This is a genomic window from Sinomonas sp. B1-1 (assembly GCF_050474465.1).
GTDB lineage: Bacteria > Actinomycetota > Actinomycetes > Actinomycetales > Micrococcaceae > Sinomonas > Sinomonas flava.
The window spans coordinates 90399-114616 of record NZ_JBCHVF010000004.1 but is presented as its reverse complement, the minus strand read 5'-3'; the positions used below and the strand labels follow the sequence as shown (position 1 = coordinate 114616).

The 24218-nt window shown below is 72.6% G+C and carries 26 protein-coding genes; 17 read left to right on the top strand and 9 right to left on the bottom strand.

The features are described 5' to 3' along the window. Window positions 1-16: 16 nt before the first annotated feature. Both ACQ5BE_RS09110 and ACQ5BE_RS09105 read left to right on the top strand, forming a co-directional pair. Window positions 17-1018 carry an aldo/keto reductase gene (locus ACQ5BE_RS09110; RefSeq protein WP_430296721.1) on the top strand — a complete coding sequence of 334 codons (1002 nt, stop codon included), beginning with the start codon at window positions 17-19 and terminating at the stop codon, window positions 1016-1018. Between the two features lie 152 nt (window positions 1019-1170). Continuing rightward, window positions 1171-2631, top strand: a complete 1461-nt coding sequence (locus tag ACQ5BE_RS09105) for a DUF5129 domain-containing protein (RefSeq protein WP_430296720.1) — start codon at window positions 1171-1173, stop codon at window positions 2629-2631. Window positions 2632-2636: 5 nt separating this feature from the next. Here ACQ5BE_RS09105 and ACQ5BE_RS09100 read toward each other — a convergent pair whose 3' ends face one another. Together ACQ5BE_RS09100 and ACQ5BE_RS09095 are read right to left on the bottom strand one after the other, a co-directional pair. Beyond that, window positions 2637-3848 carry an aminotransferase class I/II-fold pyridoxal phosphate-dependent enzyme gene (locus tag ACQ5BE_RS09100; protein ID WP_430296719.1) on the bottom strand — a complete coding sequence of 404 codons (1212 nt, stop codon included), beginning with the start codon at window positions 3846-3848 and terminating at the stop codon, window positions 2637-2639. 41 nt (window positions 3849-3889) lie between these two features. Then, window positions 3890-4126, bottom strand: coding sequence for a metal-sensitive transcriptional regulator (locus ACQ5BE_RS09095; protein WP_344300203.1), 237 nt, complete (start codon window positions 4124-4126; stop codon window positions 3890-3892). Window positions 4127-4274: 148 nt separating this feature from the next. Here ACQ5BE_RS09095 and ACQ5BE_RS09090 point away from each other — a divergent pair, with 148 nt between their 5' ends. Genes ACQ5BE_RS09090 through ACQ5BE_RS09075 form a run of 4 tightly spaced genes read left to right on the top strand, consistent with a single transcriptional unit; the run spans window position 4275 to window position 6625 of the window. After that, window positions 4275-4583, top strand: coding sequence for a rhodanese-like domain-containing protein (locus ACQ5BE_RS09090; protein WP_430296718.1), 309 nt, complete (start codon window positions 4275-4277; stop codon window positions 4581-4583). Next, window positions 4580-5368 carry a sulfite exporter TauE/SafE family protein gene (locus ACQ5BE_RS09085; RefSeq protein WP_430296717.1) on the top strand — a complete coding sequence of 263 codons (789 nt, stop codon included), beginning with the start codon at window positions 4580-4582 and terminating at the stop codon, window positions 5366-5368. Before ACQ5BE_RS09090 ends, ACQ5BE_RS09085 begins: the two co-directional genes overlap by 4 nt. Before the next feature lie 50 nt (window positions 5369-5418). Further along, window positions 5419-5745, top strand: a complete 327-nt coding sequence (locus tag ACQ5BE_RS09080; protein ID WP_430296716.1) for a rhodanese-like domain-containing protein — start codon at window positions 5419-5421, stop codon at window positions 5743-5745. Window positions 5746-5800: 55 nt separating this feature from the next. Beyond that, the gene (locus tag ACQ5BE_RS09075; protein ID WP_430296715.1) at window positions 5801-6625 is read left to right on the top strand and encodes an oxidoreductase; all 825 of its coding nucleotides are present in this window, start codon (window positions 5801-5803) and stop codon (window positions 6623-6625) included. Window positions 6626-6685: 60 nt separating this feature from the next. Here ACQ5BE_RS09075 and ACQ5BE_RS09070 read toward each other — a convergent pair whose 3' ends face one another. Then, window positions 6686-7060 (bottom strand): DUF5655 domain-containing protein, encoded by a 375-nt coding sequence (locus tag ACQ5BE_RS09070; RefSeq protein WP_430296714.1) that lies wholly within the window; start codon window positions 7058-7060, stop codon window positions 6686-6688. Between the two features lie 117 nt (window positions 7061-7177). Here ACQ5BE_RS09070 and ACQ5BE_RS09065 point away from each other — a divergent pair, with 117 nt between their 5' ends. Together ACQ5BE_RS09065 and ACQ5BE_RS09060 are read left to right on the top strand one after the other, a co-directional pair. Then, window positions 7178-7300, top strand: a complete 123-nt coding sequence (locus ACQ5BE_RS09065) for a hypothetical protein (RefSeq protein ID WP_430296713.1) — start codon at window positions 7178-7180, stop codon at window positions 7298-7300. A 1-nt stretch (window position 7301) separates the two neighbouring features. Further along, a complete protein-coding gene (locus ACQ5BE_RS09060; protein WP_430296712.1) occupies window positions 7302-7841 on the top strand; it encodes an SRPBCC domain-containing protein in 540 nt (179 codons plus the stop codon). A gap of 31 nt (window positions 7842-7872) precedes the next feature. Here ACQ5BE_RS09060 and ACQ5BE_RS09055 read toward each other — a convergent pair whose 3' ends face one another. Further along, complete coding sequence (locus tag ACQ5BE_RS09055; protein ID WP_430296711.1) at window positions 7873-9318, bottom strand: serine/threonine-protein kinase; 1446 nt, start codon at window positions 9316-9318, stop codon at window positions 7873-7875. Window positions 9319-9646: 328 nt separating this feature from the next. Between ACQ5BE_RS09055 and ACQ5BE_RS09050 the strand changes: the two genes are divergently transcribed. Together ACQ5BE_RS09050 and ACQ5BE_RS09045 are read left to right on the top strand one after the other, a co-directional pair. Next, entirely contained in the window at window positions 9647-10045 is a 399-nt protein-coding gene (locus tag ACQ5BE_RS09050; protein ID WP_413249409.1) for an SRPBCC family protein, read from the top strand. Beyond that, complete coding sequence (locus ACQ5BE_RS09045; protein WP_430296710.1) at window positions 10042-11373, top strand: MFS transporter; 1332 nt, start codon at window positions 10042-10044, stop codon at window positions 11371-11373. The genes ACQ5BE_RS09050 and ACQ5BE_RS09045 overlap by 4 nt, the downstream gene beginning before the upstream one ends. 333 nt (window positions 11374-11706) lie before the next feature. Here the strand turns inward: ACQ5BE_RS09045 and ACQ5BE_RS09040 are convergent, their stop codons facing one another. Next, window positions 11707-12795, bottom strand: coding sequence for an FUSC family protein (locus ACQ5BE_RS09040; RefSeq protein ID WP_430296709.1), 1089 nt, complete (start codon window positions 12793-12795; stop codon window positions 11707-11709). 133 nt (window positions 12796-12928) lie between these two features. Here ACQ5BE_RS09040 and ACQ5BE_RS09035 point away from each other — a divergent pair, with 133 nt between their 5' ends. From ACQ5BE_RS09035 to ACQ5BE_RS09020, 4 genes are all read left to right on the top strand, one after another. Further along, window positions 12929-13831, top strand: a complete 903-nt coding sequence (locus ACQ5BE_RS09035) for a LysR family transcriptional regulator (RefSeq protein WP_430296708.1) — start codon at window positions 12929-12931, stop codon at window positions 13829-13831. A 176-nt stretch (window positions 13832-14007) separates the two neighbouring features. After that, entirely contained in the window at window positions 14008-14178 is a 171-nt protein-coding gene (locus tag ACQ5BE_RS09030) for a hypothetical protein (protein WP_413249415.1), read from the top strand. Between the two features lie 108 nt (window positions 14179-14286). Further along, the gene (locus tag ACQ5BE_RS09025; RefSeq protein ID WP_344300088.1) at window positions 14287-14709 is read left to right on the top strand and encodes a ChaB family protein; all 423 of its coding nucleotides are present in this window, start codon (window positions 14287-14289) and stop codon (window positions 14707-14709) included. Between the two features lie 105 nt (window positions 14710-14814). Further along, the gene (locus ACQ5BE_RS09020; RefSeq protein ID WP_430296707.1) at window positions 14815-15444 is read left to right on the top strand and encodes a hypothetical protein; all 630 of its coding nucleotides are present in this window, start codon (window positions 14815-14817) and stop codon (window positions 15442-15444) included. A gap of 74 nt (window positions 15445-15518) precedes the next feature. Here the strand turns inward: ACQ5BE_RS09020 and ACQ5BE_RS09015 are convergent, their stop codons facing one another. Next, a complete protein-coding gene (locus ACQ5BE_RS09015; protein ID WP_430296706.1) occupies window positions 15519-16124 on the bottom strand; it encodes a LysE/ArgO family amino acid transporter in 606 nt (201 codons plus the stop codon). Between the two features lie 69 nt (window positions 16125-16193). On the opposite strand from ACQ5BE_RS09015, the gene ACQ5BE_RS09010 reads away from it, so the two are divergent. Beyond that, on the top strand, window positions 16194-17123 hold the full coding sequence (locus ACQ5BE_RS09010) for an ArgP/LysG family DNA-binding transcriptional regulator (RefSeq protein WP_430296705.1): 930 nt from the start codon (window positions 16194-16196) through the stop codon (window positions 17121-17123). 250 nt (window positions 17124-17373) lie between these two features. Continuing rightward, a complete protein-coding gene (mgrA, locus tag ACQ5BE_RS09005) occupies window positions 17374-18405 on the top strand; it encodes an L-glyceraldehyde 3-phosphate reductase (RefSeq protein ID WP_430296704.1) in 1032 nt (343 codons plus the stop codon). Here mgrA and ACQ5BE_RS09000 read toward each other — a convergent pair. The 3 genes from ACQ5BE_RS09000 to ACQ5BE_RS08990 are packed head-to-tail and all read right to left on the bottom strand — an operon-like array spanning window position 18402 to window position 22980. Further along, entirely contained in the window at window positions 18402-20612 is a 2211-nt protein-coding gene (locus ACQ5BE_RS09000) for an MMPL family transporter (protein ID WP_430296703.1), read from the bottom strand. The two genes, mgrA and ACQ5BE_RS09000, sit on opposite strands and share 4 nt — an antisense overlap. Next, on the bottom strand, window positions 20609-22120 hold the full coding sequence (locus tag ACQ5BE_RS08995; protein ID WP_430296702.1) for an SDR family oxidoreductase: 1512 nt from the start codon (window positions 22118-22120) through the stop codon (window positions 20609-20611). Before ACQ5BE_RS08995 ends, ACQ5BE_RS09000 begins: the two co-directional genes overlap by 4 nt. Next, window positions 22117-22980: a TspO/MBR family protein gene (locus tag ACQ5BE_RS08990; protein ID WP_430296701.1), complete on the bottom strand. Its 864-nt coding sequence runs from the start codon at window positions 22978-22980 to the stop codon at window positions 22117-22119. Before ACQ5BE_RS08990 ends, ACQ5BE_RS08995 begins: the two co-directional genes overlap by 4 nt. A gap of 134 nt (window positions 22981-23114) precedes the next feature. Between ACQ5BE_RS08990 and ACQ5BE_RS08985 the strand changes: the two genes are divergently transcribed. Continuing rightward, complete coding sequence (locus tag ACQ5BE_RS08985; protein ID WP_430296700.1) at window positions 23115-24218, top strand: polyprenyl synthetase family protein; 1104 nt, start codon at window positions 23115-23117, stop codon at window positions 24216-24218.

Here is a 24218-nt window from a genome sequence, read left to right as displayed (position 1 = left end):
TGCAAGACTCGTCCCCATGACTGTGAACCCCCGAGTAATCGCCGGCACGTCCGTGGGGCCCGTGGGCTTCGGCTGGATGAACCTGAACCACGCGTACGGCCCGCTGCCCGCGCGCGAGGACGCCGCGAAGCTCCTCCTCCACGCCCTCGACTCGGGCGTGACGCACTTCGATACCGCCACGATCTACGGCGCGACCGCGAACGAGACCCTCCTCGGCGAGACCCTCTCGGCGCGGCGGGACGAGTTCTTCCTCTCCTCCAAGGGCGGCATGCTCGCCGGGGACGGCGGCCGGGTCATCGACGGCCGGCCCGAGGCCCTCCGCGCCCACGTGGACGCGTCACTGTCCCGGCTGCGCACCGAGAAGATCGACCTCTACTACCTCCACCGCTGGGACCGTCGCGTCCCGATCGAGGAGTCCGTGGGCGCCCTCGGCGAGCTCGAGCGCGAAGGCAAGATCGGCGGCGTCGGCCTCTCCGAGATCGGCGCGGACACGCTGCGCCGGGCCCACGCCGAGCACCCGATCGCCGCGCTGCAGAACGAGTACTCCCCCTGGACCCGAAACCCCGAGCTCGGCACCCTCGAGGCCTGCCGCGAGCTCGGCATTGCGTTCGTCGCCTTCAGCCCCGTGGGCCGCGGTGCGTTCGGCGGGGTGCTCCGCGACCCGCAGTCGCTCCCGGACTGGGACTTCCGCCGCACGGTTCCGCGGTTCGACGCGGACCACTGGCCGGCGAACCTCGCCCTCCTCGACCGCTTCGGCGCTCTCGCGCACGACGCCGGGTGCTCGCCTGCGCAGCTCGCGATCGCCTGGGTGCTCTCCCGCGGCGAGCACGTCGTCGCGCTGCCCGGCACGCGCAGCGCCGCCCACCTCGACGAGGACCTCGCCGCGGGCTCGCTCGAGCTGCCCGCCGCTGTCTTCGCCAGCGTCGACGAGCTCGTGAACGAGCGCACCGTGTCCGGCGGCCGGTACTCCTCGGCCGGGCAGGCCGACGTGGACACCGAGGAGTTCCCGGCCGCATAGCCGGGGTCCGATGGTGCCGCGCGGGACGGGACCAAAGAGGACGGGACCAAAGAGGACGGGACCAAAGGGGGTAGGGGCGCACGACGCCGGCGGCTAGGCTGGCGTCGTCGGCCCACCTCTGGGCCGGCGCCGAGGCGAGATTCGGGGGAATCGTGAAGAAGCTGCCGCCTGCCGTCGTCGTGCTCCTCTGGATCGCCGCCGTGCTCCTGGGGTGGCTCGGGCTCGCGACGCCGGCCGCCGTCGCGAGCCCGCCGTCCGAGGTGGTCGTCGAGGACACCGCCGGCGCCCTCTACCGCCCGCAGCTTGATCCCGCGCTCGCGCAGGTTTCGTTCTACGAGCCGACCAAGGTCGTGGTCTTCACGCGCGCGGGCAGTCCGAGCGACAACCTCAACGAGGAGGTCCTGCGGTTCGCCCGCGACAGGCACCCCGAATGGCTCTCGTCCGACAGGCAGAAGTGGGCCGACGGGCTCTTCGTCTTCGCCCTCGACACCACCGGGCGGCAGGTCGGGACGTACTTCGGGGAGGACCGCAAGGTCAGCCTGAACGAGCAGGCCGCCATCCAGGACGACACTCACCAGCTGTTCCGAGAGGCGCAGTGGACCGACGGCGTGATCGCTGGCGTCAAGTCCGCGGCGTCGAGGATCGCCAGGCCGTGGTACCTCTCCCCGGCGGTCCTCATCACGGCAGGGGTCACCGGGCTGGTGGGGCTCGCGGGCGCCGGCACGTGGTTTGGGGTCAGGGCGTGGCGGCGGAAGAAGTTCGCCGAGGCGCTCGAGAGCGGCGACCGCTCGTACTCCTCTGTGACGATGCGGCTGGACGAGACCGAGCTCAACGCGTCGACGATCCCCGAGAGGTCGACCTACGGCGCGCTCGTGCTCGAGCGCTGGCACAGCTTCCGGCAGCAGCACCGCGAGGCGACCGAGCTCCGCGACAGGCTCACCGCGCTGGACCCGAAGGGGCGCTCGGTGGGCAAGAACCTCGCCGACGCCCGCCGCTACGAGGAGCTGTGCCAGACCCTCGACGGGCTCGACGACGCCATCGCCGACTCGAACTCCCTGCTCAACCTCGACTCGCGCTGGCGCGAGGCGTGGCGGAACCAGGCCGGCGATCTCGTCGAGCAGCTCGACGGCGTCGAGACGATGCTCGCCGAGGCGAAGACCGCCGGCACTCCCGAGACCGCCGCCGCCCTGCGGGCAGGGGCGCAGCACGCCCGTGACGAGGTCGAGCGGCTGGCCGCGTGGCTCGAGGACCGCAGGGTCAGCCCGGACGAGGCACTGGACCACCTCGTGGCCGAGCGCAGGCGCGTCGGCGAGCTCCTCGACCGGCATGCCGACGCGGTGATGTACGAGTACGCGAAGAACGAGAAGGAACGCGACCTCATGCGCGGCAAGCTGGAGAGCTCCGCGCAGGACTGGCGTCGGGGCCGCCGCACCCGCGGGAGCATTCTGGATGTCGCCTACCCGACGCTCCCGATCATCAATGTCATGGCCTACAGCAACGGCATCAACGCCGGCTACAGCGCTGTGAACTCGTCCCGGTCCTCGTCGCAGAGCACCGGCTACGGCAGCAGCGGCGGCAGCTTCTCGGGAGCCGGCAGCTCGTCGCGGTTCTGACCGGCCTAGGAGCCCTGGAACCTCAGGATGCGCTCGATCGCCTTCTCGACCGCCTCCTGCCCGGCGGCGAAGGAGAGCCGGACCGCGCGCCACCCGTGGACGGCGTCGAAGTCGGTCCCGGGCACGAGGGCCACGCCCTCGGCCTCGAGCAGGGCCCGGCAGTACTCGCGCGAGTCGCCGAACCGCGTGAGCTGGTCCCCGAGCTCGGCGTACAGGTAGAACGCGCCGTCGGCGGGTGCGGCGGGCCCCCATCCCAGCGCCGGGAGCGCCTCGAGCAGCGTCTGCCGCGTCTTGGCGTACCCCGCAACCCACGCGTCCGCCTGCGCGTACGCCTCCACCGAGAACGCCTCGACGGCGGCGAGCTGCGAGGGCGCGGGCGGGCACAGCGCGACGTTCCCGGCGAGGGCGTCCACGGCCCCGACGAGCTCCTCGGGCAGCAGCATCCACCCGAGCCGCCAGCCCGTCATCCCCCAGTACTTCGAGAAGCTCGAGATGACGATGGACTCCCGGTCCAGTTCCCACGCGCACACCCCGCGCGGGCTGTGCTCGTCTGCCACGGAGCCGGGGTAGGTGATCCCGTGGTAGATCTCGTCGCTCACGAGCCGCACGTCGTGCGCCGCGCACCAGTCCGCCAGCGCCGTGAGCTCCTCGCGGTCCACCATCGTCCCGGTCGGGTTCGCGGGCGAGGCGAGCACGACGCCGGCGAGCGGCCCGCGCTCGGAGGCCGCGGCGTCGAGCATCGCGGGGGTGGGCTGGTAGCGGGAGTCCGGGCCGGCGTCGACCTCGACGACCTCGCAGCCGAGGGCGGCGAGGATGTTCCGGTAGGCGGGGTACCCGGGACGGGCCAGGGCGACGCGGTCCCCGGCCTCGAAGGCGGCGAGGAAGCCCAGCATGAAGGCCCCCGAGGACCCGGTCGTGACGGCAACCTGGGCGGGGTCGACGTCGAGCCCGTACCAGCGAAGGTAGTGGCCCGCGATGGCGGTGCGGAGCTCGGCGGTCCCGAGGGCGGGCGTGTAGGACAGGGCGAGGCCCGAGCCGTGGATCTGGGCGGCCTTCGCCGAGACGAGGTCCGGAGCGCCGCCCGAGGGTTCGCCGGCGCACAGGCTCACGACATCGCGTCCGGCCGCGCGCAGCGCCTCGACCCGGGCCAGGATGTCCATGACCGCGAACGGCGGGACGTGCGAGCGGGACGAGGCGGCGAGGCGGCGGAGGCTCATGCGCTCCAGCCTGCCACACGCCGCCCCGCCGCCCGGCGGCCTCAGGCGAGGCTGATGAACATCTTCTCCAGCTCTGCGACCTCGAGGTCGGAGTCCGGCTTGGCCATGCAGGCCTGCAGGTTGGTGGCGATGATGCTGAATCCCGCCTTGTCCACGGCGCTCGAGACGGCGGAGAGCTGCGTGATGATCGCCTTGCAGTCCTGGCCCTCCTCGAGCATGCGGACCACGGCGTTCAGCTGCCCCTGCGCGCGCTTGAGCCGGTTGATGGCCGACCTCATGCTCTCCGGTTCCACGTTCACGGTTCCTCCTTGGTTTCGCTCTCCGAATTATACCCCTCCCCGTATTTTGACATACCCCTGTGGGTATCCGCATACTCGGATCAGGGCCACTGACGGCCAGACCACCACCACCAGCCCGGAGGGAACCATGATCGAGACCACCACCGCGCAGACCGCCGAAGCAGCAGCACAGGGCGCCCAGATCATCGACGTCCGCGAGGACTTCGAAGTCGCCGACGGCATGATCCCAGGTGCGCGCCACATCCCGATGGGCCAGGTCCTCGCGCGCCTGGACGAGCTCGACAAGGGCCGGCCCGTCAGCGTCGTGTGCCGCTCGGGCAACCGCAGCGGCCGGGTCGCCGAGGCGCTGACGTCCCTCGGCTACGAGGCGTACAGCGTGGCCGGCGGCATGATGCAGTGGCAGTCCGAGGGCCGCCGCGTCGAGATCCCGGCGTGAGCACGCTCTTCCTGGGACTGCTCGCCGCGCTCGGCGTCGGCGCCGTCATCGGGCTCTTCGGCTCTGGGGGCGGCATCCTGGCCGTGCCCGCGTTCGTGCTGCTCGGGCTGTCCGCGCACGACGCCGTCGCCGCCTCGCTGCTCGTCGTCACGGCGGCGGCCGTGGTCGCCCTCGCGGGCGGCGCATGGCGCCATGTCCGCTGGGGCATCGCCGCGACCTTCGCGGCGTTCGGCGCCCCCGCCGCGGCGCTCGGGGCGATGGTGGGCAAGAACGTCCCCGGGCCGTTCCTGCTGCTCGGCGTCGCCGTCCTGGCGGTGATCGCGGCCCTCGCGGCGATGCGCCGGAAGACCGAGCACGCCGGGGAGCCCGGGTGCGCGAAGGGCTCCGTGCCCGCCCGGCTCCGCTGCTGGGCGCCGAGCGTCCTCGCCGCCGTCGTCGTCGGATTCCTCACCGGGCTGCTCGGCGTGGGCGGCGGGTTCCTCCTCGCGCCCGTGCTGCTCGTCATCCTGCGCCTGCCGCTGCGCGTGGCGGCCGCGACGTCGCTGCCGGTCATCGCGGTCAACTCCATCTCGGGGCTCTTCCAGCACAGCGAGCAGATCCTCGGCGCCGGATCGGCCGGCGTCCCCCTCGGCTACCTGGCCGCGGCCGCGCTCGTCGGCTCGCTCATCGCGTCCCGCCTGAGCCACCGGGTGCCCCCGCACGTGCTCCAGCGCGCCTTCGCCACCCTCCTCGTCGCCGTCGGCATGGGCACCGGCGCCGTCGGAGCGGTACAGCTGCTCGCCTGACCCCCAGTCGCAACCCCGTCCTCCGTCACCCCGTCCCGAAAGGCCACCCCATGGGCTTCTTCAGCAAGCTGTTCGCCAAGCCGTACACGACCGTCTCCGCAGACAGGGCCGCCGAGCTGGTCCGCTCCGGCGCCCTCCTCGTCGACGTCCGCACCCCCGCCGAGTGGCGCACGGGCCACGCCCGCCGGGCCCAGCACATCCCGCTCGACTCCCTCGCCGGCCGCATCCGCGGCCTCCGCAAGGACCGCGAGGTGGTGGCCATCTGCGCCTCGGGCATGCGCTCCGCGGCCGCCGCCCGCCAGCTCGCCGCCGCAGGCCTCACGGCCTACTCCGTGCGCGGCGGGATGCACGCGTGGACGGCCGCCGGGCTCGAGTAGCACGGGGCTTCCCGGGCTCCGGGGCTTCTCCCGGGTACGGGGGTAGCGTGGGTCCATGCAGCAGCAGGTAGCCCTCGTCACCGGCGCGTCGAGCGGGATCGGCGAGGCGACCGTCCGCGCCCTCCTCGCCGCCGGCTTCACCGTCTACGCGGCGGCACGCCGCACCGAGCGCATGCAGGGGCTCGTGCACGACGGCGCGCGCGTCCTCGCGCTCGACCTCACCGACGACGCGTCCATCACCGCGGCGGCCGCGGCGATCCTGGCCGAGGCCGGGCGCATCGACGTCCTCGTCAACAACGCCGGGTACGGCTCCTACGGCTCCCTCGAGGAGGTGCCGATCGAGGAGGGCCGCCGGCAGTTCGAGGTCAACGTGTTCGGGCTCGCGCGGCTCACGCAGCTCGTCCTGCCGGGCATGCGCGAGCGCCGTTCGGGGACGATCGTCAACGTGTCCTCGATGGGCGGGAAGTTCTACGAGCCGCTCGGCACCTGGTACCACGCGACCAAGTTCGCCGTAGAGGGCCTCTCCGACTCCCTGCGGATCGAGCTGCGGCCCTTCGGGGTGCGCGTCGTCATCATCGAGCCGGGCGCGGTCCGGTCCGAGTGGAGCGGCATCGCCCGGGACACCCTGCTGGCGAGGTCCGGGACCGGGCCCTACGCCAAGTACGCGCGGCGCGTCGCGGGAGTGTTCGCCCTGTCCTACCGCGGCACCCTGGCCGCGAAGCCCGAGGCCATCGGCGCGGTGATCCTGCACGCGGTCCTGTCCGAGCGGCCGAAGCCGCGCTACCCCGTGGCCGGCGGGGCGCCCATCGTCCTGTTCCTGCGCCGGCTCCTCCCCGACCGGGCCTTCGACCTCTTCGTCCGCGCCGTCTACCGCCACTGAGCGGGCCCATCTGCGCCGGGAGTCGGGGAAACCGGGGCGCCAGGGTGCCCGGGAATGGCCTCAGCCGGCGGCGTCGTACGCCTCGCGCAGCCACCCGCGGACCTCGTCGTCGACGTCGCCCGCCTCCCGGAGCTCGATGTGGTGCATCCACACGTGGGGCGCCGGGTGGGCCACCTCCTTGAACCTCCCGGAGGCCACCTCATACGGCAGGGCGATCGAGAGCACCGCAGGAACCTCGCTCCTCACGTACTGGCCCGGCCGCCACACGAAGGCGAACCCGGTCCGCCGCCGGAACGCGATCTGGCTCACGGTCACCCTCACGCCGGCCTCGCCCAGCCCCCGGACCGCCTCCGCGACGGCGCGATAGCACGCCAGCCCCTCAGGGTGCTCGGCGAAGAAGTCCTCCGGTGCCTGCCCGCCCTCGGTTCCGACCACCCGGCGATCCTAGCCCGGCCGTGAGTCGGCAGCGGCCCTTGACCCGGCGCCGTCGTGCGTGCCTAGCATGCGGACCGGGGCCGCGGCGGCCCCGTGCGGCATTGGAGAGGGGAACGCATGGGCAGGCTCACAGTCGGGGCGCAGAACGGGACGGACATCCACCAGAACGGTCCGCGCACCATCCGCGCCACGCCTGCGGACGGGGTCAGCGGCGCGCTCCCGACGTTCCTGGGGGGCTGACGTGGCCGAACTCGACGAGCTCGACGGGCAGTACGCCGAGGTCGAGGGGCGCGGCGCGGTGACGTTCATCCGCTCCTACTCCGTCCCGTCCTCCACCGTCTGGGCGGCGGTGAGCACTGAGGGCGGCCTCGCTGGCTGGTTCCCCTCCCGCGTGGCCATCACGCACGAGACCGGGAGGATCGCCTTCAGCGGCGACCCCAACCAGCCCGCGAGCGTCGAGCGGATCGTGGACTGGGAGCCTCCCCGGCGCTGGGCCTTCGAGTGGGGAGGGGACCTCATGGAGTTCCTGGTCGAAGGGTCGGACACGGAGGCCGAGCTCACCCTGCGCAACTGGCTCGGTGACAACACGGCTGCCGCCCGCAACGCGGCGGGCTGGCATGTGTGCCTGGCCGAACTGGAGAAGAAGCTCGGAGGGGCGGTTCCCGCGGGGCCGCATGCAGAGCCGGGCCCCGGCGGGCCGCCGGACTGGGGGTCCCTCTACGACGCCTACGTCGCCGCCGGCCTGCCCAGCGGTGCTCCTGTCCCCGGCCGGGAGGGCTGACGGCGCTCCCAGCGTCGTGAGGGCGGGGCGACTAGTTGGCGCCGGGGCCCTTGGCCGCCTTCGAGGCCTTCTCGGCCGCTTTGCGGGCTGCCTCGGAGGCCTTCGCCGCGGCCTTGGCGGCTGCCGGGTCCGGCTGGGGCGCGGCGCTCGGATCCGCGGTAGCCTCGTCGGGCGGCGCCGTCTCGGACGGCAGCCCGTCCACGGTCGCCGGGCTGGAAGCCTCCTGCGTTGCGGGGGCGGAGGGCGAGGGCTGCCGCTGCGGCGAGACCATCGCGGTCAGCGCCAGGGGCACGACGACGAGCAGTGCCGCCACGAGCAGCACGCCGGCGACGAGCCACGCCATGCCCCGGTTCCTGCGCCGCGGTCGCGGCACTGCCGGTGCCAGCCGCTCGGCGTCGTCCTCGTCGTCCTCGTCGGCCAACGATGCTGGGGGAGCCGGGGTGGCATGTGCCGCGAGCGACGGCTGCTGTGCCGTGATGGGGGTCTGCCGGCCGGCGGGCATGACCCGCGTGCCGCCGTCGTGCGGGGTCGGGCTGGCCGCATGCGCGGGAAGCACCTCGGTTCCCGCGGCGGACGCGAGGACGTGGGTCGTGGCGGCGTCGGACGGCCCGGCGTCCTGGACCGGCCCGAGGGCGGGGGCTTCTCCCTTGAGGACGGCCAGGACCTCGGCCGCGTCGGGCCGGTCGGTGGCCCTGCGCGCCGTCATCCGCGGAAGGAGCGCCGCCCACGGCTCACCGAGCACATCGGGCACCGAGGGGTCGCGCAGCAGCCGCGCCACGGCCGCCTCCACCGCGCCCCCGGTGAACTCCATGCGCCCCGTGAGGGACTCCAGGAGCACGAGCCCGAGCGAGTACACGTCCGAGGTCGGGCTGACCTTCTCGCCGCGCGCCTGCTCGGGGCTGAGGTAGTTCGCCGTGCCGATGGTCGTGTTCGTCAGGGTCAGCCGCGAGGCATCCGTCAGGCGGGCGATCCCGAAGTCGGTGAGCTTCGCGGGCCGGCGCCTCCCGGGCCTGGCGTCCGGGACGAGGATGTTGGCCGGCTTGATGTCCCGGTGGACGATGCCGAGGTCGTGCACGTAGGCCAGGGCCGAGGCGAGGTCGATGCCGAGGTCGCGGACCTCGTCGGGGGAGAGGGGGCCGGAGGCCAGACGGCGCCGGAGGTCCGTTCCGTGCACGAACTCCATGACGAGATAGGAGAGGTGGGAAGTCCCGTCCTCGGCAGTGTCGGTGCCGACGTCGTAGAGGCGGACCAGGCCCGGATGGCTCAGCCGCGCGAGCACTTCCATCTCCCCGCGGCGGCGCTCCTCGTGCCGGGGATCGGCCGTGCCGCTCCGGAACGTCTTGACGGCCACGTCGCGGCCCAGGACCTCGTCGCGCGCGCGATGCACCGTCGCCATCGCACCGCTGCCAGCCACCTCGAGGAGCCTGTATCTGCCGCCGACAAGGGTAGGTTGGAGTTCCGTTTCGCTCTCGGCCACGTTCCGCCCTTCCCTGCCGTGTACCCGCCACGTCCGGGCATGGTTCCAAGCGCCAGAGACAAGCCTATCGGAGTGCCGCAGGGTTCTCGGTCTGTGACTGAACAAGGCGCGCGGCGCCAGCTGTACGCCGGGCTCCGCGCGCCTTGTTCATGCTGCTCGGATCATGAGCGTGGGGCGGCATATTCCTTTCGCGGCACTTGACGGCGGATGCGCGCCTCGGACGGCCGGCGCGCGTACCCGAGACGCGTGAGGGGGCGATCTTCCGTACCCGAGACGGTCTGGAGGGCGATTTTCTGTACCCGAGACGGCGGGGGCGTACCCTGAACGCGTGTCAGAGTTCCGCCATCTGAGCGCTGCGATCGCGCTGTCGCCGCGCGCCGTCTCGGCCTTCGCCGGCAATCCGGCGAACCTTCCCCGCTGGGCCGAGGGCCTCGCGGGAGGCATCCGCGAGGAGCACGGCCGGTGGATCGCCGAGTCGTCGATGGGGGAGGTCGAGGTGCGCTTCGTGGGGGACACCGATGCGGGGATCCTCGACCACGAGGTCAGGCTGCCGGACGGCAGCACGGTCCTGAACCAGTTCCGCATCCTCGCCGACGGCACGCACAGCCTGGCCGTGTTCCACCTCCGCCGCGCCGAGGACATGACGGACGCGGACTTCGAGGCCGACGCCGCCGCCGTGCAGAGCGACCTCGACACCCTGCGCCGCGTCCTCGAGGGCGGCGCGTGACGGAGACGTCCCAGCGCTCGGCGGCACCCGCCGTCGTGAGCCGGGGGATCCACCGCGCATGGCTCGTGGCGGGCGTGACGCTGCTCGCGCTCGTGGCCGCGGCCGCCTTCCGTTCGACGACCGGTGCCCTGTTCGAGCCGCTCGAGGCCGAGTTCGGCTGGACCCGGGCGGAGACCTCCGGTGCGGTGACCGCGAACCTGGTCATCTACGGACTCGTCGCCCCGTTCGCGGCGGTGCTCATGGAGCGGTTCACGCTGCGCAAGGTCGTGGCCGTGGCGCTGCTGCTCGTCGCCGCCGGCAGCGGTCTGACCACGTTGATGACGGCGGCCTGGCAGCTCTGGGTCCTATGGGGAGCCTTCATCGGGGTCGGCACCGGGATGCTCGCGCTCGTGTTCGGCGCGGTCGTCGCCAACCGCTGGTTCGACGCCCGCCGCGGACTCGTCATGGGCTTCTTCTCCGCCGCGAATGCGTGCGGCCAGCTGGTCTTCCTGCCCGTCGTCGTGCACCTCGCGGCGCACGAGGGATGGCGGACGGCCGCACTGCTCGTCGCCGTGTTCGCCCTCGCGATCGTGCCGCTGCTCGCCTGGCCGTTCGCGAACTCGCCCGCCGAGGCGGGCACCCTTCCCTACGGCGCCGCTGCGGACAGCGCGCCGCAGCGGGCGGAGGAGGCCGCCGTCGTGCGCCGGAGTGCCGCCGCGGAGGCGATCGCGATCCTGCGGGAGTCGCTGCGCTCGAGGGCGTTCTGGATCCTTCTGTTCACCTTCTGGGTATGTGGCTGGAGCACCAATGGCCTCATGCAGACCCACTTCATCCCCGCCGCGCACGACCACGGCATGCCCGCCACCACCGCCTCGGGGCTGCTCGCGCTCATCGGCGTCTTCGACGTGATCGGCACCGTGGCGTCGGGGTGGCTGACCGACCGGATGAGGCCGTGGCTCCTCCTAGTCGTGTACTACGCGCTGCGCGGGGCGTCGCTCCTGACGGTCAACGCACTGCTCGGGCCGGATGTCGACCCGCCGCTCTGGATCTTCATCGTGTTCTACGGCCTGGACTGGGTCGCGACCGTGCCGCCCACCGTGGCGCTGTGCCGGGAGCACTTCGGGGCGGCCAAGTCCTCGGTCGTGTTCGGGTGGGTCTTCGCCTCGCACATGGTCGGCGCCGGGGTCGGGGCATTCCTGGCGGGCTGGGGACGCGAGATGTCCGGCTCGTACCTGCCGGCATGGATGTCCGCGGCGGTGCTGTGCTTCGCAGCGGCGGCGAGCCTGTTCTTCCTTCCCTCGTCGAAGAATCACCTTTCGCCCGTCGAGGGGTCGCCCGTCTCCAGTTGAGGCGGGGATCTCCGGCCGGCGAGCCAGTCCCTTCGACCCGCTGTGTCGGTCCTCCCCAGCTTTCGCGCCCGATCCTCCCCAGTTTTACGCTTCAACCCGCGCCGCTGCTGGGCTCGGCCGCGCCGGAGAGCTGAGGCTCTGCCGAAACGTGGGGAAGAGCGCACGCCTCACCCTCCATCCCGGGACCGGCCGGCTCGAGCCGGTGGCGCGCACGGCCGGAACTCGACGGCGTCGCGGCCGTCGTGCACCGGGGAGCCGCCGCGCGTCGTCGCCCTCGAGACCCGCTGCGCGCGGGGGCAACCACGCGCCGTCGTGCGAGGGGTGGGTGGCGCCTCAGCGCACGACGGCGAGCACCCTCGCCCGGGTGCGGGGCAGCGCCACCGCGGCCACGAGGACGCCGGCCGCGACCCCGATGACCGTGTCGAACGCCCGGAACGCCACGAGCACGGCGGGGTCTTCGGGAGCGGCGAGCTGGGTCATCATCAGGATGAGCGGGGTGAAGAAGCCGAGCGCGAGGCCGTAGTGCCGGGCCATGAACAGCTCGGTCGGGAAGAGCAGTGCCATGACGGCGAGGGCCGCCGTGGCGGCGTCGAGCCCGGGCGCGAACAGCGCGAGCGTCACCGCGAGCCCCGCGAAGGTGCCGAGCACCCGGTGGCCGCTGCGGCGGAGGACGCTTGGCAGACCCGGGCGCAGGTGGCGCCCTGGGTCCGCCGCGGCGAGCGGGATGATGGCCGAGGCGATGGCCCAGTTGGCGTGGTCGACGCCGAGCAGCACCCCGGCGGACCCGGCGGCCGCTGTCGCGAGGGCGTAGCGGCCCGCATGGGCCGCGGTGAGCGCGAGCCGGGACTGCCCCGGCTCGGTCTCGTGGCGCACCGGACTGGCTGGCGACCCTCCGCCGAGCAGCCCGAGGGCCACCGAGAACGCCGCGGTGGCAGCACAGATCGCCAGGCCAGTGGTCGGCGAGACGCGTCCCGGCGGGACGGTGGCGAGTGCTCCGAGCGCGAAGATCCCGAAGAACGGGCCCTGCGGGTTCAGGCCCAGCCCATCGGTCGCCACCGCGGCCGCGTACGCGAACGGCACCGCGCAGGCGACGAGGAGCCACGGACCCGCCTGGGCGGCCGCGACGAGGATGCCGATCGATGCCCCCGCGAGCAGGACCGACCCGGCCTGGGCCTGGTGGCGGAGGCGGAGCCAGCGCGGCTCGCCGCGGCCGTACATTCCGGCGAAGGAGCCGAACACCGCGTAGATGATGAGGTCCGGCCTGCCGGCCAGGACCAGCGCCAGGCCCGGCACCGCGAGGCCGAGGGCCACCCGGCACGCGTGCAGCCACGCGCCGTCGTGCGCGGCGGGCAAGCGTGGTGCGGCAGGCAGGCGGGGCGCGGCGGCCCTCTGGGGCGCGGCGGGCAGGGGGTAGTCCGGCACATCTTCTCCTGGGTGGGTCCTTCCCAGCCTCGCCCACCTGCTCCCCCGGCGTCCAAGCGGTTATTCCGACCGGTCGATCGGCGTCGCCTATCGAGAGGGCGCAGGCCGGCCACCCGCGTGGTCCAATGGGCGCATGCTGTTCCGCCAACTGGAGTACTTCGTGGCGCTGGCCCGGGAGCGGCACTTCGGCCGGGCGGCGAGTGCGTGCTTCGTCTCGCAGCCCACCCTGTCCGAGGCGATCCGCAAGCTCGAGCGCGAGCTCAGGGTGCCGCTCGTGCGGCGCGGGCACGCTTTCGAGGGCCTGACCCCGGAGGGCGAGCGGCTGGTCCACTGGGCCCGCCGCATCCTCGCCGACCACGACGCGCTCCGTCAGGAGGTCACGGCCCTCCGCACCGGGTTGACGGGGGAGCTGCGCGTCGGCGTCGTGCCCGCGGCGGCCGCCACGGTGGCCGAGCTGACGGATGCGTTCTGCGCGGAGCACCCGCTGGTTACGGTGCGGCTCGAGACGAGCCTGCGTTCGGCCGAGGTCATCGACAGGATCCATGCCTTCGACCTCGATGCCGGCGTGATCCACCCCGGCAGGCAGGACACCGACGGCCTGCGCGTGACGCCGCTGTACGAGGAAAGGCAGGTGCTCGTCGCAGGAGCGGACCTGCTTCCTGGGGCACCCACGCGGGTCGAATGGGCGGACGCCGCCGAGCTGCCCCTGTGCCTGCTGAGTGCCGGGATGCAGGGCCGGCAGGTGGTCGACGACGCCTTTGCGGCCCGCGGGCTCACCGCGACGCCGCGCCTCGAGGCGGACTCGATCGTCACGCTGCTCGCCCACGTCGGCGCCGGGCCGTGGGCCAGCATCCTGCCCGAATCGTGGCTGCGCACGATGGGCGCGCCTGCCGGGACCCGTGTGCTCGAGCTGGGCGAGGAGCCGACGACCGCGGCCGTCGCCCTCGTCACGCCCGCCGGCGAGCCCGGCCCGGTATTGGCGCGCGCGTTCGCCGCCGTCGTCCCCCCGCCCGCTTCAGGGGCCCGGCAGCGGTAGCCTCGCCGCGCGGAGGGCGTTGGCGCACGACGGCGCCGACTCGGCTCCGGTAGGCGACCCTCCGACGACTGCCGCGGGGTTTCCGAATGTGCCGCGGCGGGTATGGGTCCGGGGTCACGGCTATTCGGGGCCCATTAGGCACGAGCGCGATCCCCTCGAGGGATGGAGGTCTGATCTTGGCTGGACTGAGGGACTTCAGCGATGCCGAGCTCGATATCCTCCTCAGCATCGCCGTCCAGGAGAAGGCGTCGGCAGACGCTGGACTGCGCAAGGCGCAGGCCAGGGCCGAGGATGCGCGGAGGGTGCTGCAGCGGCTGATGCGGGAGGCAACGGCTCGACGCAATTGAGTAATGGTGTGGTCACTGACCTCGAACTCGCCCGCATAACCCGCGCCATTCGGGGTAGTCAGCCATGCAAAGCGAGCTCTGACGAATACCGACGAAACGGAGGACGCGATGCCGAAGACGGACAAGAGCGGAAAGGCGAGGAAGGACGAACTCCCTTCGACGATTCAGCGCTCGGGAAAAAAGGCGCAGCAGACCTTCGCCAAGGCCCACGATTCAGCTGAGGAGAGCTACCACGACGAGGAGCGGGCCCACCGCGTCGCCTACTCCGCCCTGAAGCACACGCACGAGAAGGTCGGTGACCACTGGGAGCCCAAGGAAGGCAAGGGCCCGTCGGACGAGCAGGCCAAGGGCGGCAAGACCACCCGGCGCGAAACCCATGGAGGCGTCGATGCCAATGCATCGAAGCAGCACCTCTACGACCTCGCCAAGAAGCTCGACGTCCCGGGCCGTTCGCACATGACAAAGGGTGAGCTGGTCGACGCGCTGGAGAAGGCAAACACGAAGAAGACAGCGCAGAGCCGCAAGAAATAGGGACATACATTTCCCTGGCGAAGCGAGTTCCTGTCCGAAAGCACTTCTTTACATGTAAAGTCGGCGTGCCGGGAAGGGGACAGCCCGGCGGCAGGAGACCACCTCATGAGCACCACAGCCGACTCGCCAGAACGCCGCGCGCTGGCGCCGGGCGACCGCCTCGCACTCCGTTCGGGGACCGAGACCCGCACGGGCATCATCACCGACGCTCCCTCCGCAGGCTGCGTCCGCCTCGCCGACGACGCGACGGGCCGGGTCGTGCTCGTGGACCTCTCCCACTGGGACACCGTCCTGCTCGACACCTCCTGGCCCGCACCGCACGTGGATGCCGCCGGCCAGTGGCTGCGTGACGCGATCGCCGCCGACCCCGACATCCTCGGGCTGGGTGCCCTCCGTGCAGCCCACCGCTCCCACAGCGTGCACGCCCTCATCCTCGATGACCCGGCCACCGGCACCCGCTACGCCGTCGACATCCAGCCGGGTGTGGCCGATGCGGGGCAGCTGGAGCGCGCGGCGGTCGCTGCCGCCGCCGAGCAGGGGCGCAGCCCGCACACTGTCGTGGTGCCCGTCGTCGTCGCCGAGCAGATCCCGGAAGCCCTGCGCCCCACGGTGGGGCTCGCGGTGCAGATGGCCGCAGCGGACACCGGCCACGGCCTCCGCCTCGAGCCCACCGTCCTCGCCGAGGAGACAGGCGTGGCGGGGAGGCTCTTCGAGGCGTGCACCGGCGCCGCCTGACCCAGTGGGCCCCCGAGCGACCGGCGGCCGCCCCCACGCGGGCGCGCACGACGGAGACCACCCGCCGTCGTGCGTCAGCCGCCGAAGGCGAGCATGGCCGCGAGGGTGACCATGAGCGCGGCCACGAAGCCGTCGAGGATGCGCCAGGCCGAGGGGCGGGCGAAGAAGCCGCTCAGCGAGCGGGCGCCGTAGCCGATGGTCGGGAACCAGAGGGCGCTCGCGGTCGCGGCGCCGGCACCGAAGGCCCAGCGCCCGTCGCCCTGGGCGTTCGCGAGGGAGCCGAGGAGCACGAGCGTGTCGAGGTACACGTGGGGGTTGAGCCAGGTCAGCGCCAGGACCGTCGCGACCGCGGCCCACGCCGTCCCGTTGCCGCGCGCCTCGGAGGCGTGCAGTGTGCTGGGCCGCAGCGCACGTTTGGCCGCGAAGAGCCCATAGGCGACCAGAAACGCCACACCGATCCAGCGGACCACCTGGAGGAGCGACGGCGCGCTCTGCACCGCCGCCCCGACCCCGGCCACTCCGGCGAAGATGAGGGCCGCGTCGCTGGCCGCGCACACGAGCACCACCGGCAGCACCCACTCGCGCCTGATGCCCTGGCGGAGCACGAAGGCGTTCTGCGCGCCGATCGCGACGATGAGGCCGAGGCTCGCGCCGAGGCCCGCGAGGTAGGAGAGGATCACGTCTCGACGGTACGGAGCGCGCTTCTGAAGAGCAACTAACCATATCTGCATCTGCATTAGGATCTCTTCATGGACTTGGAGCAGCTGCGGGCGCTCGCCGCCGTCGTGGACCAGGAGACCTTCGAGGCCGCGGCGGACGAGCTGCGCATCACCCCCTCCGCCGTCAGCCAGCGGATCAAGGCGCTCGAGCGCAGCGTCGGCAGCGTCCTCGTGCGCCGGCTCAAGCCCGTCGTCCCCACCCCTGCGGGGGAGCGGCTCCTGCGCTCGGCCCGCCAGCTGCTCCTGCTCGCCGACGAGGCCCTGCTCGCCCTCCGCGCCTCGGGTGCCGAAACGCACGACGCCGCCGGGCAGGGTCCCGCGGGCGGCCGCGCCGGGACGCCGGAGCGGCTCCGGGTGCCGATCGTGGCGAACGCCGACTCGATCGCGACGTGGCTGCCGCCGGCGATCCGCGAGGTCGCGCTGGGAGGGCGGATCGCCGTCGAGCTCCTCCGCGACGACGAGCACGCCACCGCGGACCTGCTCCGTTCCGGGGACGCGGTGGGGGCCGTCACCGCCGACCCGCGCCCGGTGCAGGGGTGCAGCGTGCGGCCGCTGGGGACCATGGTCTACCGGGCGAAGGCGTCGGCCGAGTTCGCGGCGCGGTGGTTCCCGGGCGGGGCGACCGCCGAGGCTCTGGCCGCGGCACCCGTCATGCAGTACGACCGGAAGGACTCGCACCAGCTCGCCCTGCTGGCGCGGGTGGCGCCGGAGGCGGCGCCGCCGCAGCACTTCATCCCCGACTCGGTGCAGTACGTTGAGGCGGTCGCGGCGGGCCTTGGCTGGGGCATGGTGCCGGACCAGCAGGACCCGGACGGGGTCCTGGTGGAGCTGGACACGTCCTGGAGCGAGGACCTCGAGCTGTTCTGGCAGTCGTGGACGCTCGACTCGCCGGGCCTCGAGGAGGTGAGCGCCGCCGTCGTGCGCGCCGCCCGAGTGCTGAGACCCTCGTTGGACATCTAGCACATTCCCTCGGCCGTCTGACGGCCGGTGACTTCTGCTCCATGTCACCCGCGGCCGCCGGAGGCCACGCCTCCCGGCGGCCGCGGATGCCCCCAAAGACGCCAATGCGAGGACCCAGCTCCTCGCATTGGACATGTAAAACATATGAGACCGGGACTGGCTGTGGCCAGTGCCCGCGAAGATCCCTCCGCATCGAGGGCGGTGTCCGTAGGCTGTGACGCGGAAGCACCCAATGCGAAGGGAACCACCCATGTCCTACACGGCCGCCGAGAACCGCTACGACTCGATGGGGTACCGTTCCACGGGGCGGAGCGGCCTCAAGCTCCCCGCCCTCTCCCTGGGACTGTGGCAGAACTTCGGCACCGACCGGTCCGAGGAGACGCAGCGGGCCATCCTGCGCCGCGCGTTCGACCGCGGCGTGACCCACTTCGATCTCGCCAACAACTACGGACCGCCGTACGGCCGCGCCGAGGAGAACATGGGCCGCTACCTGCGGGACGACTTCGCGCCCTACCGGGACGAGCTGATCATCTCGACCAAGGCCGGCTGGGACATGTGGCCGGGGCCGTACGGCCAGGGCGGCGGGTCGCGGAAGTACGTCCTCGCAAGCCTGGACCAGTCGCTCAGGCGGCTCGGCCTCGACTATGTGGACATCTTCTACAGCCACCGCTTCGACCCCGAGACGCCCATCGAGGAGACCATGATGGCGCTCGACACCGCGGTCCGGTCCGGCCGCGCGCTGTACGCGGGGATCTCCTCGTACTCGGCGTCGAAGACCCGCGAGGCCGCGGAGATCGCGCGCGGCCTCGGCACTCCGCTGCTCATCCACCAGCCCTCGTACTCGATGCTCAACCGCTGGATCGAGGAGGACCTCCTCGACGAGCTCGCAGCCCAGGGCATGGGCTGCATTGTTTTCACCGCGCTCGCCCAGGGCCTCCTGACCGACCGCTACCTCGACGGCATCCCCGCCGACTCGCGCGCGGCCCGCGAGGGCTCGTCCATCCTGCCCGGCCATCTGGACGAGAAGGTCCTGACCCACGTGCGGCGGCTCAACGAGATCGCCGCCAGCCGCGGTCAGAAGCTGGCGCAGCTCGCGCTCCAGTGGGCCCTGCGGGACGCGCGGGTCACCTCGGCGGTCATCGGCGCCTCCTCGGTCGAGCAGCTCGACACCAACCTCGATGCGCTCGCCGGGCCCCCGCTGACCGAGGAGGAGCTCGCCGCGATCGACCAGGACGCCGTGGACTCCGGCATCAACCTCTGGGCGAAGCAGACGACGGACTAGGAGAGCGCCTCCGCCCTCGCGGGGGTCCGGGCTGCCGACGGCGGCCCGGACTTCCGCGCGAGGCGTGACGGCCACCAGATCGCGGGGCCCACGTCGTAGGCCAGCGCCGGCACGAGCAGCGACCGCACCACCACGGTGTCCAGCAGGACGCCGAATGCGACGATGAAGGCGATCTGCACGAGGAACAGGATCGGGATGACGCCGAGGGCGGCGAACGTGGCCGCGAGCACCACCCCGGCGGACGTGATGACGCCGCCCGTCAGGGCGAGCCCCCGGAGGATCCCCGGCCGCGTCCCGTGCGCGAGCGATTCCTCCCGCACGCGGGTCATCAGGAAGATGTTGTAGTCCACGCCCAGGGCCACGAGGAAGACGAACCCGAACAGCGGAACCGCCGCGTCCGCCCCGGGGAAGCCGAAGAGGTGATTGAACACGAGCGCGGACACCCCGAGGGCCGCCGCGTACGAGAGCACGACCGATCCGATGAGGATCAGCGGTGCCACGAGGGAGCGCAGGAGCAGGATCAGCACCACCAGGATGACGCCCAGCACCAGCGGGATGATCTTGCGCAGGTCCGTCTGGGCGGTCTGGTTCGTGTCCAGTGCGATGGCTGTGACGCCTCCGACCAGCGCCTCGGGGTCGGCGGCGTCGAGCGAGGACCGCAGCTGGGTCACCACCTGCTCGGCCTCGGCCGAATCGGGCTGGTAGGCAAGGACGGCGTTGACGAGCACCCGCCCCTCGCGCACGACGGCGCCCGGCGCCTGGGCGGTCGGCGCACCCGAACCGCTGTACACGGCTGCGGAGCTGATCCCCTGCGTGGACTGCACCTGCTTGAGCACGGCCTCGGCCCGGTCCTGCCGAGCGACCACGACGACGGGGCTGCCGGAACCGGCGTCGAAGTGCCGGGCCAGGACCTTCTGGCCCTCGACCGAGTCGGTTGCGGTCAGCACAACCTGGGTCTGCTCGACGCCGTTCGCCTTGAGCTGCGGCAGGCCCGCGACGCCTGCCGCGAGGACGACGAGGGCCACGATCCATGTCACCCGGGGGCGCCGCGCGATGAGGGAGCCGATCCGCCGCCACAGCCCGCGCACCCCCTCGAGCCCGGGCACTGAATCGGCGCTGTCCGCCGCCCACGCGCTCGGTCCGGTGTGCCGCGCGGGTGCGTGACCGACGTCGTACTTCGGACGCAGCGGCCAGAACGCCGACCGGCCGAACAGGACGAGCAGAGCCGGGAGGAAGGTGAGTGCCGAGAGCAGGGAGAAGCCGATGCCGACGGCGGCGATCGGCCCGAGGCTGCGGTTCGAGTTGAGGTCGGAGAACAGCAGGCACAGCAGCGCCAGGATCACGGTGGCGCCGGAGGCGAGGATGGGCTCGAACGCGGCGCGCCACGCCCGGACGATCGCCGACCACCGCGACTCGACCTCGTGCAGGGCCTCGCGGTAGCGGGCGACGAGCAGGAGGGCGTAGTCAGTCGCGGCACCGATCACGAGGATCGAGAGAATGCCCTGGCTCTGCCCACTCAGGCTGATCAAGCCCGCTTTCGCAAGCCAGTAGATGGCCAGGACCGAGGCGCAGAGCGCCGCCACGGCGGCGAACAGGACCAGGAAGGGCAGCACCGCAGACCGGTACACGAGGAGCAGGATCAGGAAGACCGCCCCGACCGCGACCAGGAGCAGGATCCCGTCGACTCCTCCGAACGCGGCGACGAGGTCTGCGGTGAGGCCGGCCGGGCCGGTCACCCACGCGCGCATCCCCTCCGGCACCCCACTGGCCTTGCCGCGGAGCCCCGCGATCACCGCGCGCAGCTGGTCAGTGTCGGCGATCGGGACGACGAACTGCGCCGCCCGACCGTCCTGGGAGGGGATGGGGCCGACCACGTCGGACGGCGCGCCGGCCGGGGCTGGGGCGACGCCCTCCACGGACGCGAGCTCGGCCGCGAGGGGGGCGAGAGCGGCGAGGTCGGTCCGGGAGAGCGCGCCGTCCTTCTCCACGACGACGAGGGCGGGGATCGCGTTGGACTCCGTGAACTTCTGCTGCCACGCCCTCACCTCCGTGGACTCTGCACTGGCGGGGAGGAAGGTCGCCTGGTCGTTGCTCGAGACGGAGGAGAGCTTGCCGAAGGTCGGGCCGCCCAGGCCGCTGAGCGCGAACCACACGGCGACGAGCCCGACAGGGATCAGCCAGCGGATCCAGCGCTGTCGAGCCTTCATGAGTGCGTCTCCTTCATCGGGGTGCGGTCTGCGGGGCCTGCGGGGGACAAGGCCTCGGCGGCGGCGGCGATCCTGGAGGCCATCCCGCGGAAGATGACTCCGTGGAACGGAAGGACAGCGAGCCAGTACAGGCGCCCTGCCAGGCCGTGTGGCACGAAGACGGCGCGCTGGGAGTAGGCGCTCCCTTCGCCACGGGGCTCGACCGTCATCTCGAGCCAGGCCCTGCCCGGCACCCGCATCTCGGCTCGCAGCCGCAGGAGCCTGCCGGGTTCGAGCGCCTCGACCCGCCACCAGTCGAGCGCCTCTCCCAGCTGCAGGCGGTGCGGGTTGCGCCGGCCCCTCCGGAGCCCGACCCCGCCGACGAGCTTGTCGATCCATCCGCGGACCGCCCAGGCGAGCGGGAACGAGTACCACCCGTTCTCGCCGCCGATCCCCTCGACCACGTCCCACAGCCGCTCAGCCGGCGCCGAGCTGGTCTCGGTGCGGAGGTCGGTGTAGACGGTCCCGCCGGACCAGTCCGGGTCGCTGGGCAGCGGGTCGCTCGGCGCGTCCAAGGCGGACGACCCTGCCCAGGTGGTCTCAACCTCGCCCTGGGCGATCTTGCCGAGGGCCAGCTCGACGGCACGCTGGTAGCCGGTCAGACCCCCCTCGGGGCGTGGGATGTAGGCATCGATGCTGTGCTCGCGCACGACGCAGTCGTTCTGCAGGGATTCGACGAGCGGTATCGCGAGCGTGCGCGGGATCGGGGTCACGAGGTTAACCCACTGTGCTGCGAGCCACGGCGTCAGGACGGGAAGGGCCAGGATGAGCGGCGCCCGCAGCCCCGCCGCTCGGGCGTACCCGCGCATCATGTCCGCATAGGTGAGCACATCCGGGCCCCCGATGTCGAAGTCCTGGTTGACCTCGCCGGGCAGGTCGGCGGCGGCTTCGAGGTAGTGCAGGGCGTCGCGCACGGCGATCGGCTGGACGCGGTTGAGCACCCAGCGGGGCGCTGGCATGACGGGCAGGACGTCCGTGAGGTGACGGACCATCTCGAAGCTGGCCGAGCCCGAGCCGATCACCAGTCCGGCCTGGAGGACAGCCGTCGGCACCCCCGACTGCTTGAGGATGCGCCCCACCTCCGTCCGGGAGGCGAGATGACGGCTGAGTCCGGTGCCCGGGTTCAGCCCGCTGAGGTACACGATCCTGGACACGCCCGCCGCAAGCGCGGCGGACGAGAGGGTGCGCGCACACGCGCGCTCGCGGGCGGGGAAGTCCTCTCCGCCGTGCGCCCCCATGGAGTGGACGAGGTAGTAGACGACGTCGGCGCCGTCGCACAGGTCCGCCGCGGCCCCGGCGTCGTCGAGGCTGCCGGTGACCACCTCGACGTCGTGCCCCCACGGCACGTCGCGCAGCTTCGATGCGTCGCGCGTCAGCACCCGCACGCGGTGCCCAGCGTCGAGGAGCCGCGGGACGAGCCGGCCTCCGATGTACCCCGTCGCGCCGGTGACGGCGACTGTCCGGCTCATGCGTGCGCCTCCCGCGGCGCCCGCGTGCGAGGACGGCGGGAGGGAGCGAAGCGCGCGAGTACCCCTGCGGCGAGCACGACGGCGGCCGCGGCCCCCGCCGCGATCCCCACCGCGGGCATGGCGAGCGGACCGGTCAGGCGTGCTGCCGCGATCCATGCAAGGCCCCATGCGATCGCCACCAGAGGCGCCCAGCTGCCCCGGAGCGCGAGGCCCACCCCGACTGCGGCAGCGACCGCGAGCACGACGGCGGCGGCGACTTCGGCGGGGATGCCGCCGGGAAGCGAAGGCGCGGGGTCGCCGGGCCGGATGCCGAGGGCCCACCCGAGCAGGGACGCGGTGTTGGCCACCGTTGCGACGCAGATCCACCCTAGGTACAGCCCGAAGGTGCCGTCCGAGGCGATGGCCTCGGCCCGTGATCCGGGCGGGACCGCCCACTGCAGGACGGCGATGCGCACGAGGACGGCGAGCAGCGCGAGCATGACCACGAGCGTTGCGGGAAGCGACCCGAGCTGTGACGCCCACAGCCAGGCCGCGTTGAGCAGCATCGACGCCGCAGCCCACGGCCGGATGGCGCGCTGTCGCGGGCTCCGGCGCCCAGCCGGGAGGAGCTGCCACACGGCGTAGGCGAGAAGGCCGAGGTAGACCACGCTCCAGATGGAGAACGCGGTGGTGGCAGGTGCGACGGGGGTGGCCGTGCTGGAGAGGTAGCCGCCGGCCGCGTCCTGCACCGGGACGCCGCCGAAGGCGCCGCTCCCCAGCGAGGCCAGCGCGAGCGCGGCCACAGCCGAGGCGGCGGTCAGCGATGCGGCGGTCCAGGACGCCGTCCGCTCCGAGTTGTTCTCAAGGTCTGTGCGCTTCATCGCTACCCTCTTAGGCTCTCGCTCAGGCTCTGGGTTTGCTGTGGGGCCTTTACACCGACAAGATTCTCGTCGATCATATTTCTCGAAAACCGAGAGATCAAGAGAACGGGTCGCTGACCCCTTGGGAGGGCCTCATGAGAACCGCCACGAAGACCGATCCCATCCCCGAGCCCTCGCGGGCACGCCCGGCCCAGGCGATCGCCTGGGAGGACGTCGGGCCAGGAGTGGACCGGGTGCTCGCCGACTGGGTGAACTCCTCGCGCTCCACCGCAGCCACTCCGAGCCTCGCTGTGCTGTGGGAGAGGATCGGCGAGGGGCTGGAGGGCGGCAAACGGCTGCGGCCCCTGCTCGCGTTCCACTCGTACGCGGCGTTCGGCGGCACGGACCCGGAGGGCATCGCGACCCTCGGCGGGTCGCTCGAGCTCCTTCACGGCGCGCTCCTGGTCCACGACGACGTGATCGACCGGGACTTCGTGCGCCGGGGACGCCCGAACATCGCCGGCCTCTACCGGCTCGACGCCGCCACCAGGGGCCTGCCCGAGCCGGAGGCGCGCCACCTCGGCTCGTCGGTGGCGGTCATCGCCGGGGACCTGCTTCTGGCCGGTGCCTTCCGTCTAGCGGACCACGCCTCGGAGGAGCCGGAGGTGCGGGCCCGGATCACGGACGTCATGCATGCGGCCGTCTCTGACGCCGCCGCTGGGGAGCTCGACGACGTCCTCATGGCCCACAGCTCGGGCCACACGATCGACGACGTGCTCGAAATGGAGCAGCTCAAGACGGCGGCCTACTCCTTCGCGGCGCCCCTCCGGCTGGGGGCCATCCTCGCCGGTGCGCCGACAGAGCGGGCCGAGGACGTGGCCCGCGTGGGCATGCTCGTCGGGACCGCCTACCAGGTGATCGACGACGTCCTGGGCACCTTCGGGGACGAGCAGCAGACCGGCAAGCCGGTCACCTCGGACCTCAGGGAGGGAAAGCTCACGGTCCTCACCGCCTACGCGAGGAGGCACCCGGACGTTGCCCGCCACCTCGCACCCGGGGCAGCCGCCCTCGGCGACCCGGCCGGCGTCGACCGCGTCCGCTCCGCCCTGCAGGGGGCAGGCGCCGACACGTACGCGCTCACCCTCGCCCACTCGATGGTCACCGAGGCCCTCGACGAGGCACGCCGGTGCGACCTCCCCTCGGCCCTGCGCTCCGAGCTGACCCGCATCTGCAACCACGTCCTCCACCGGGAGCGCTGA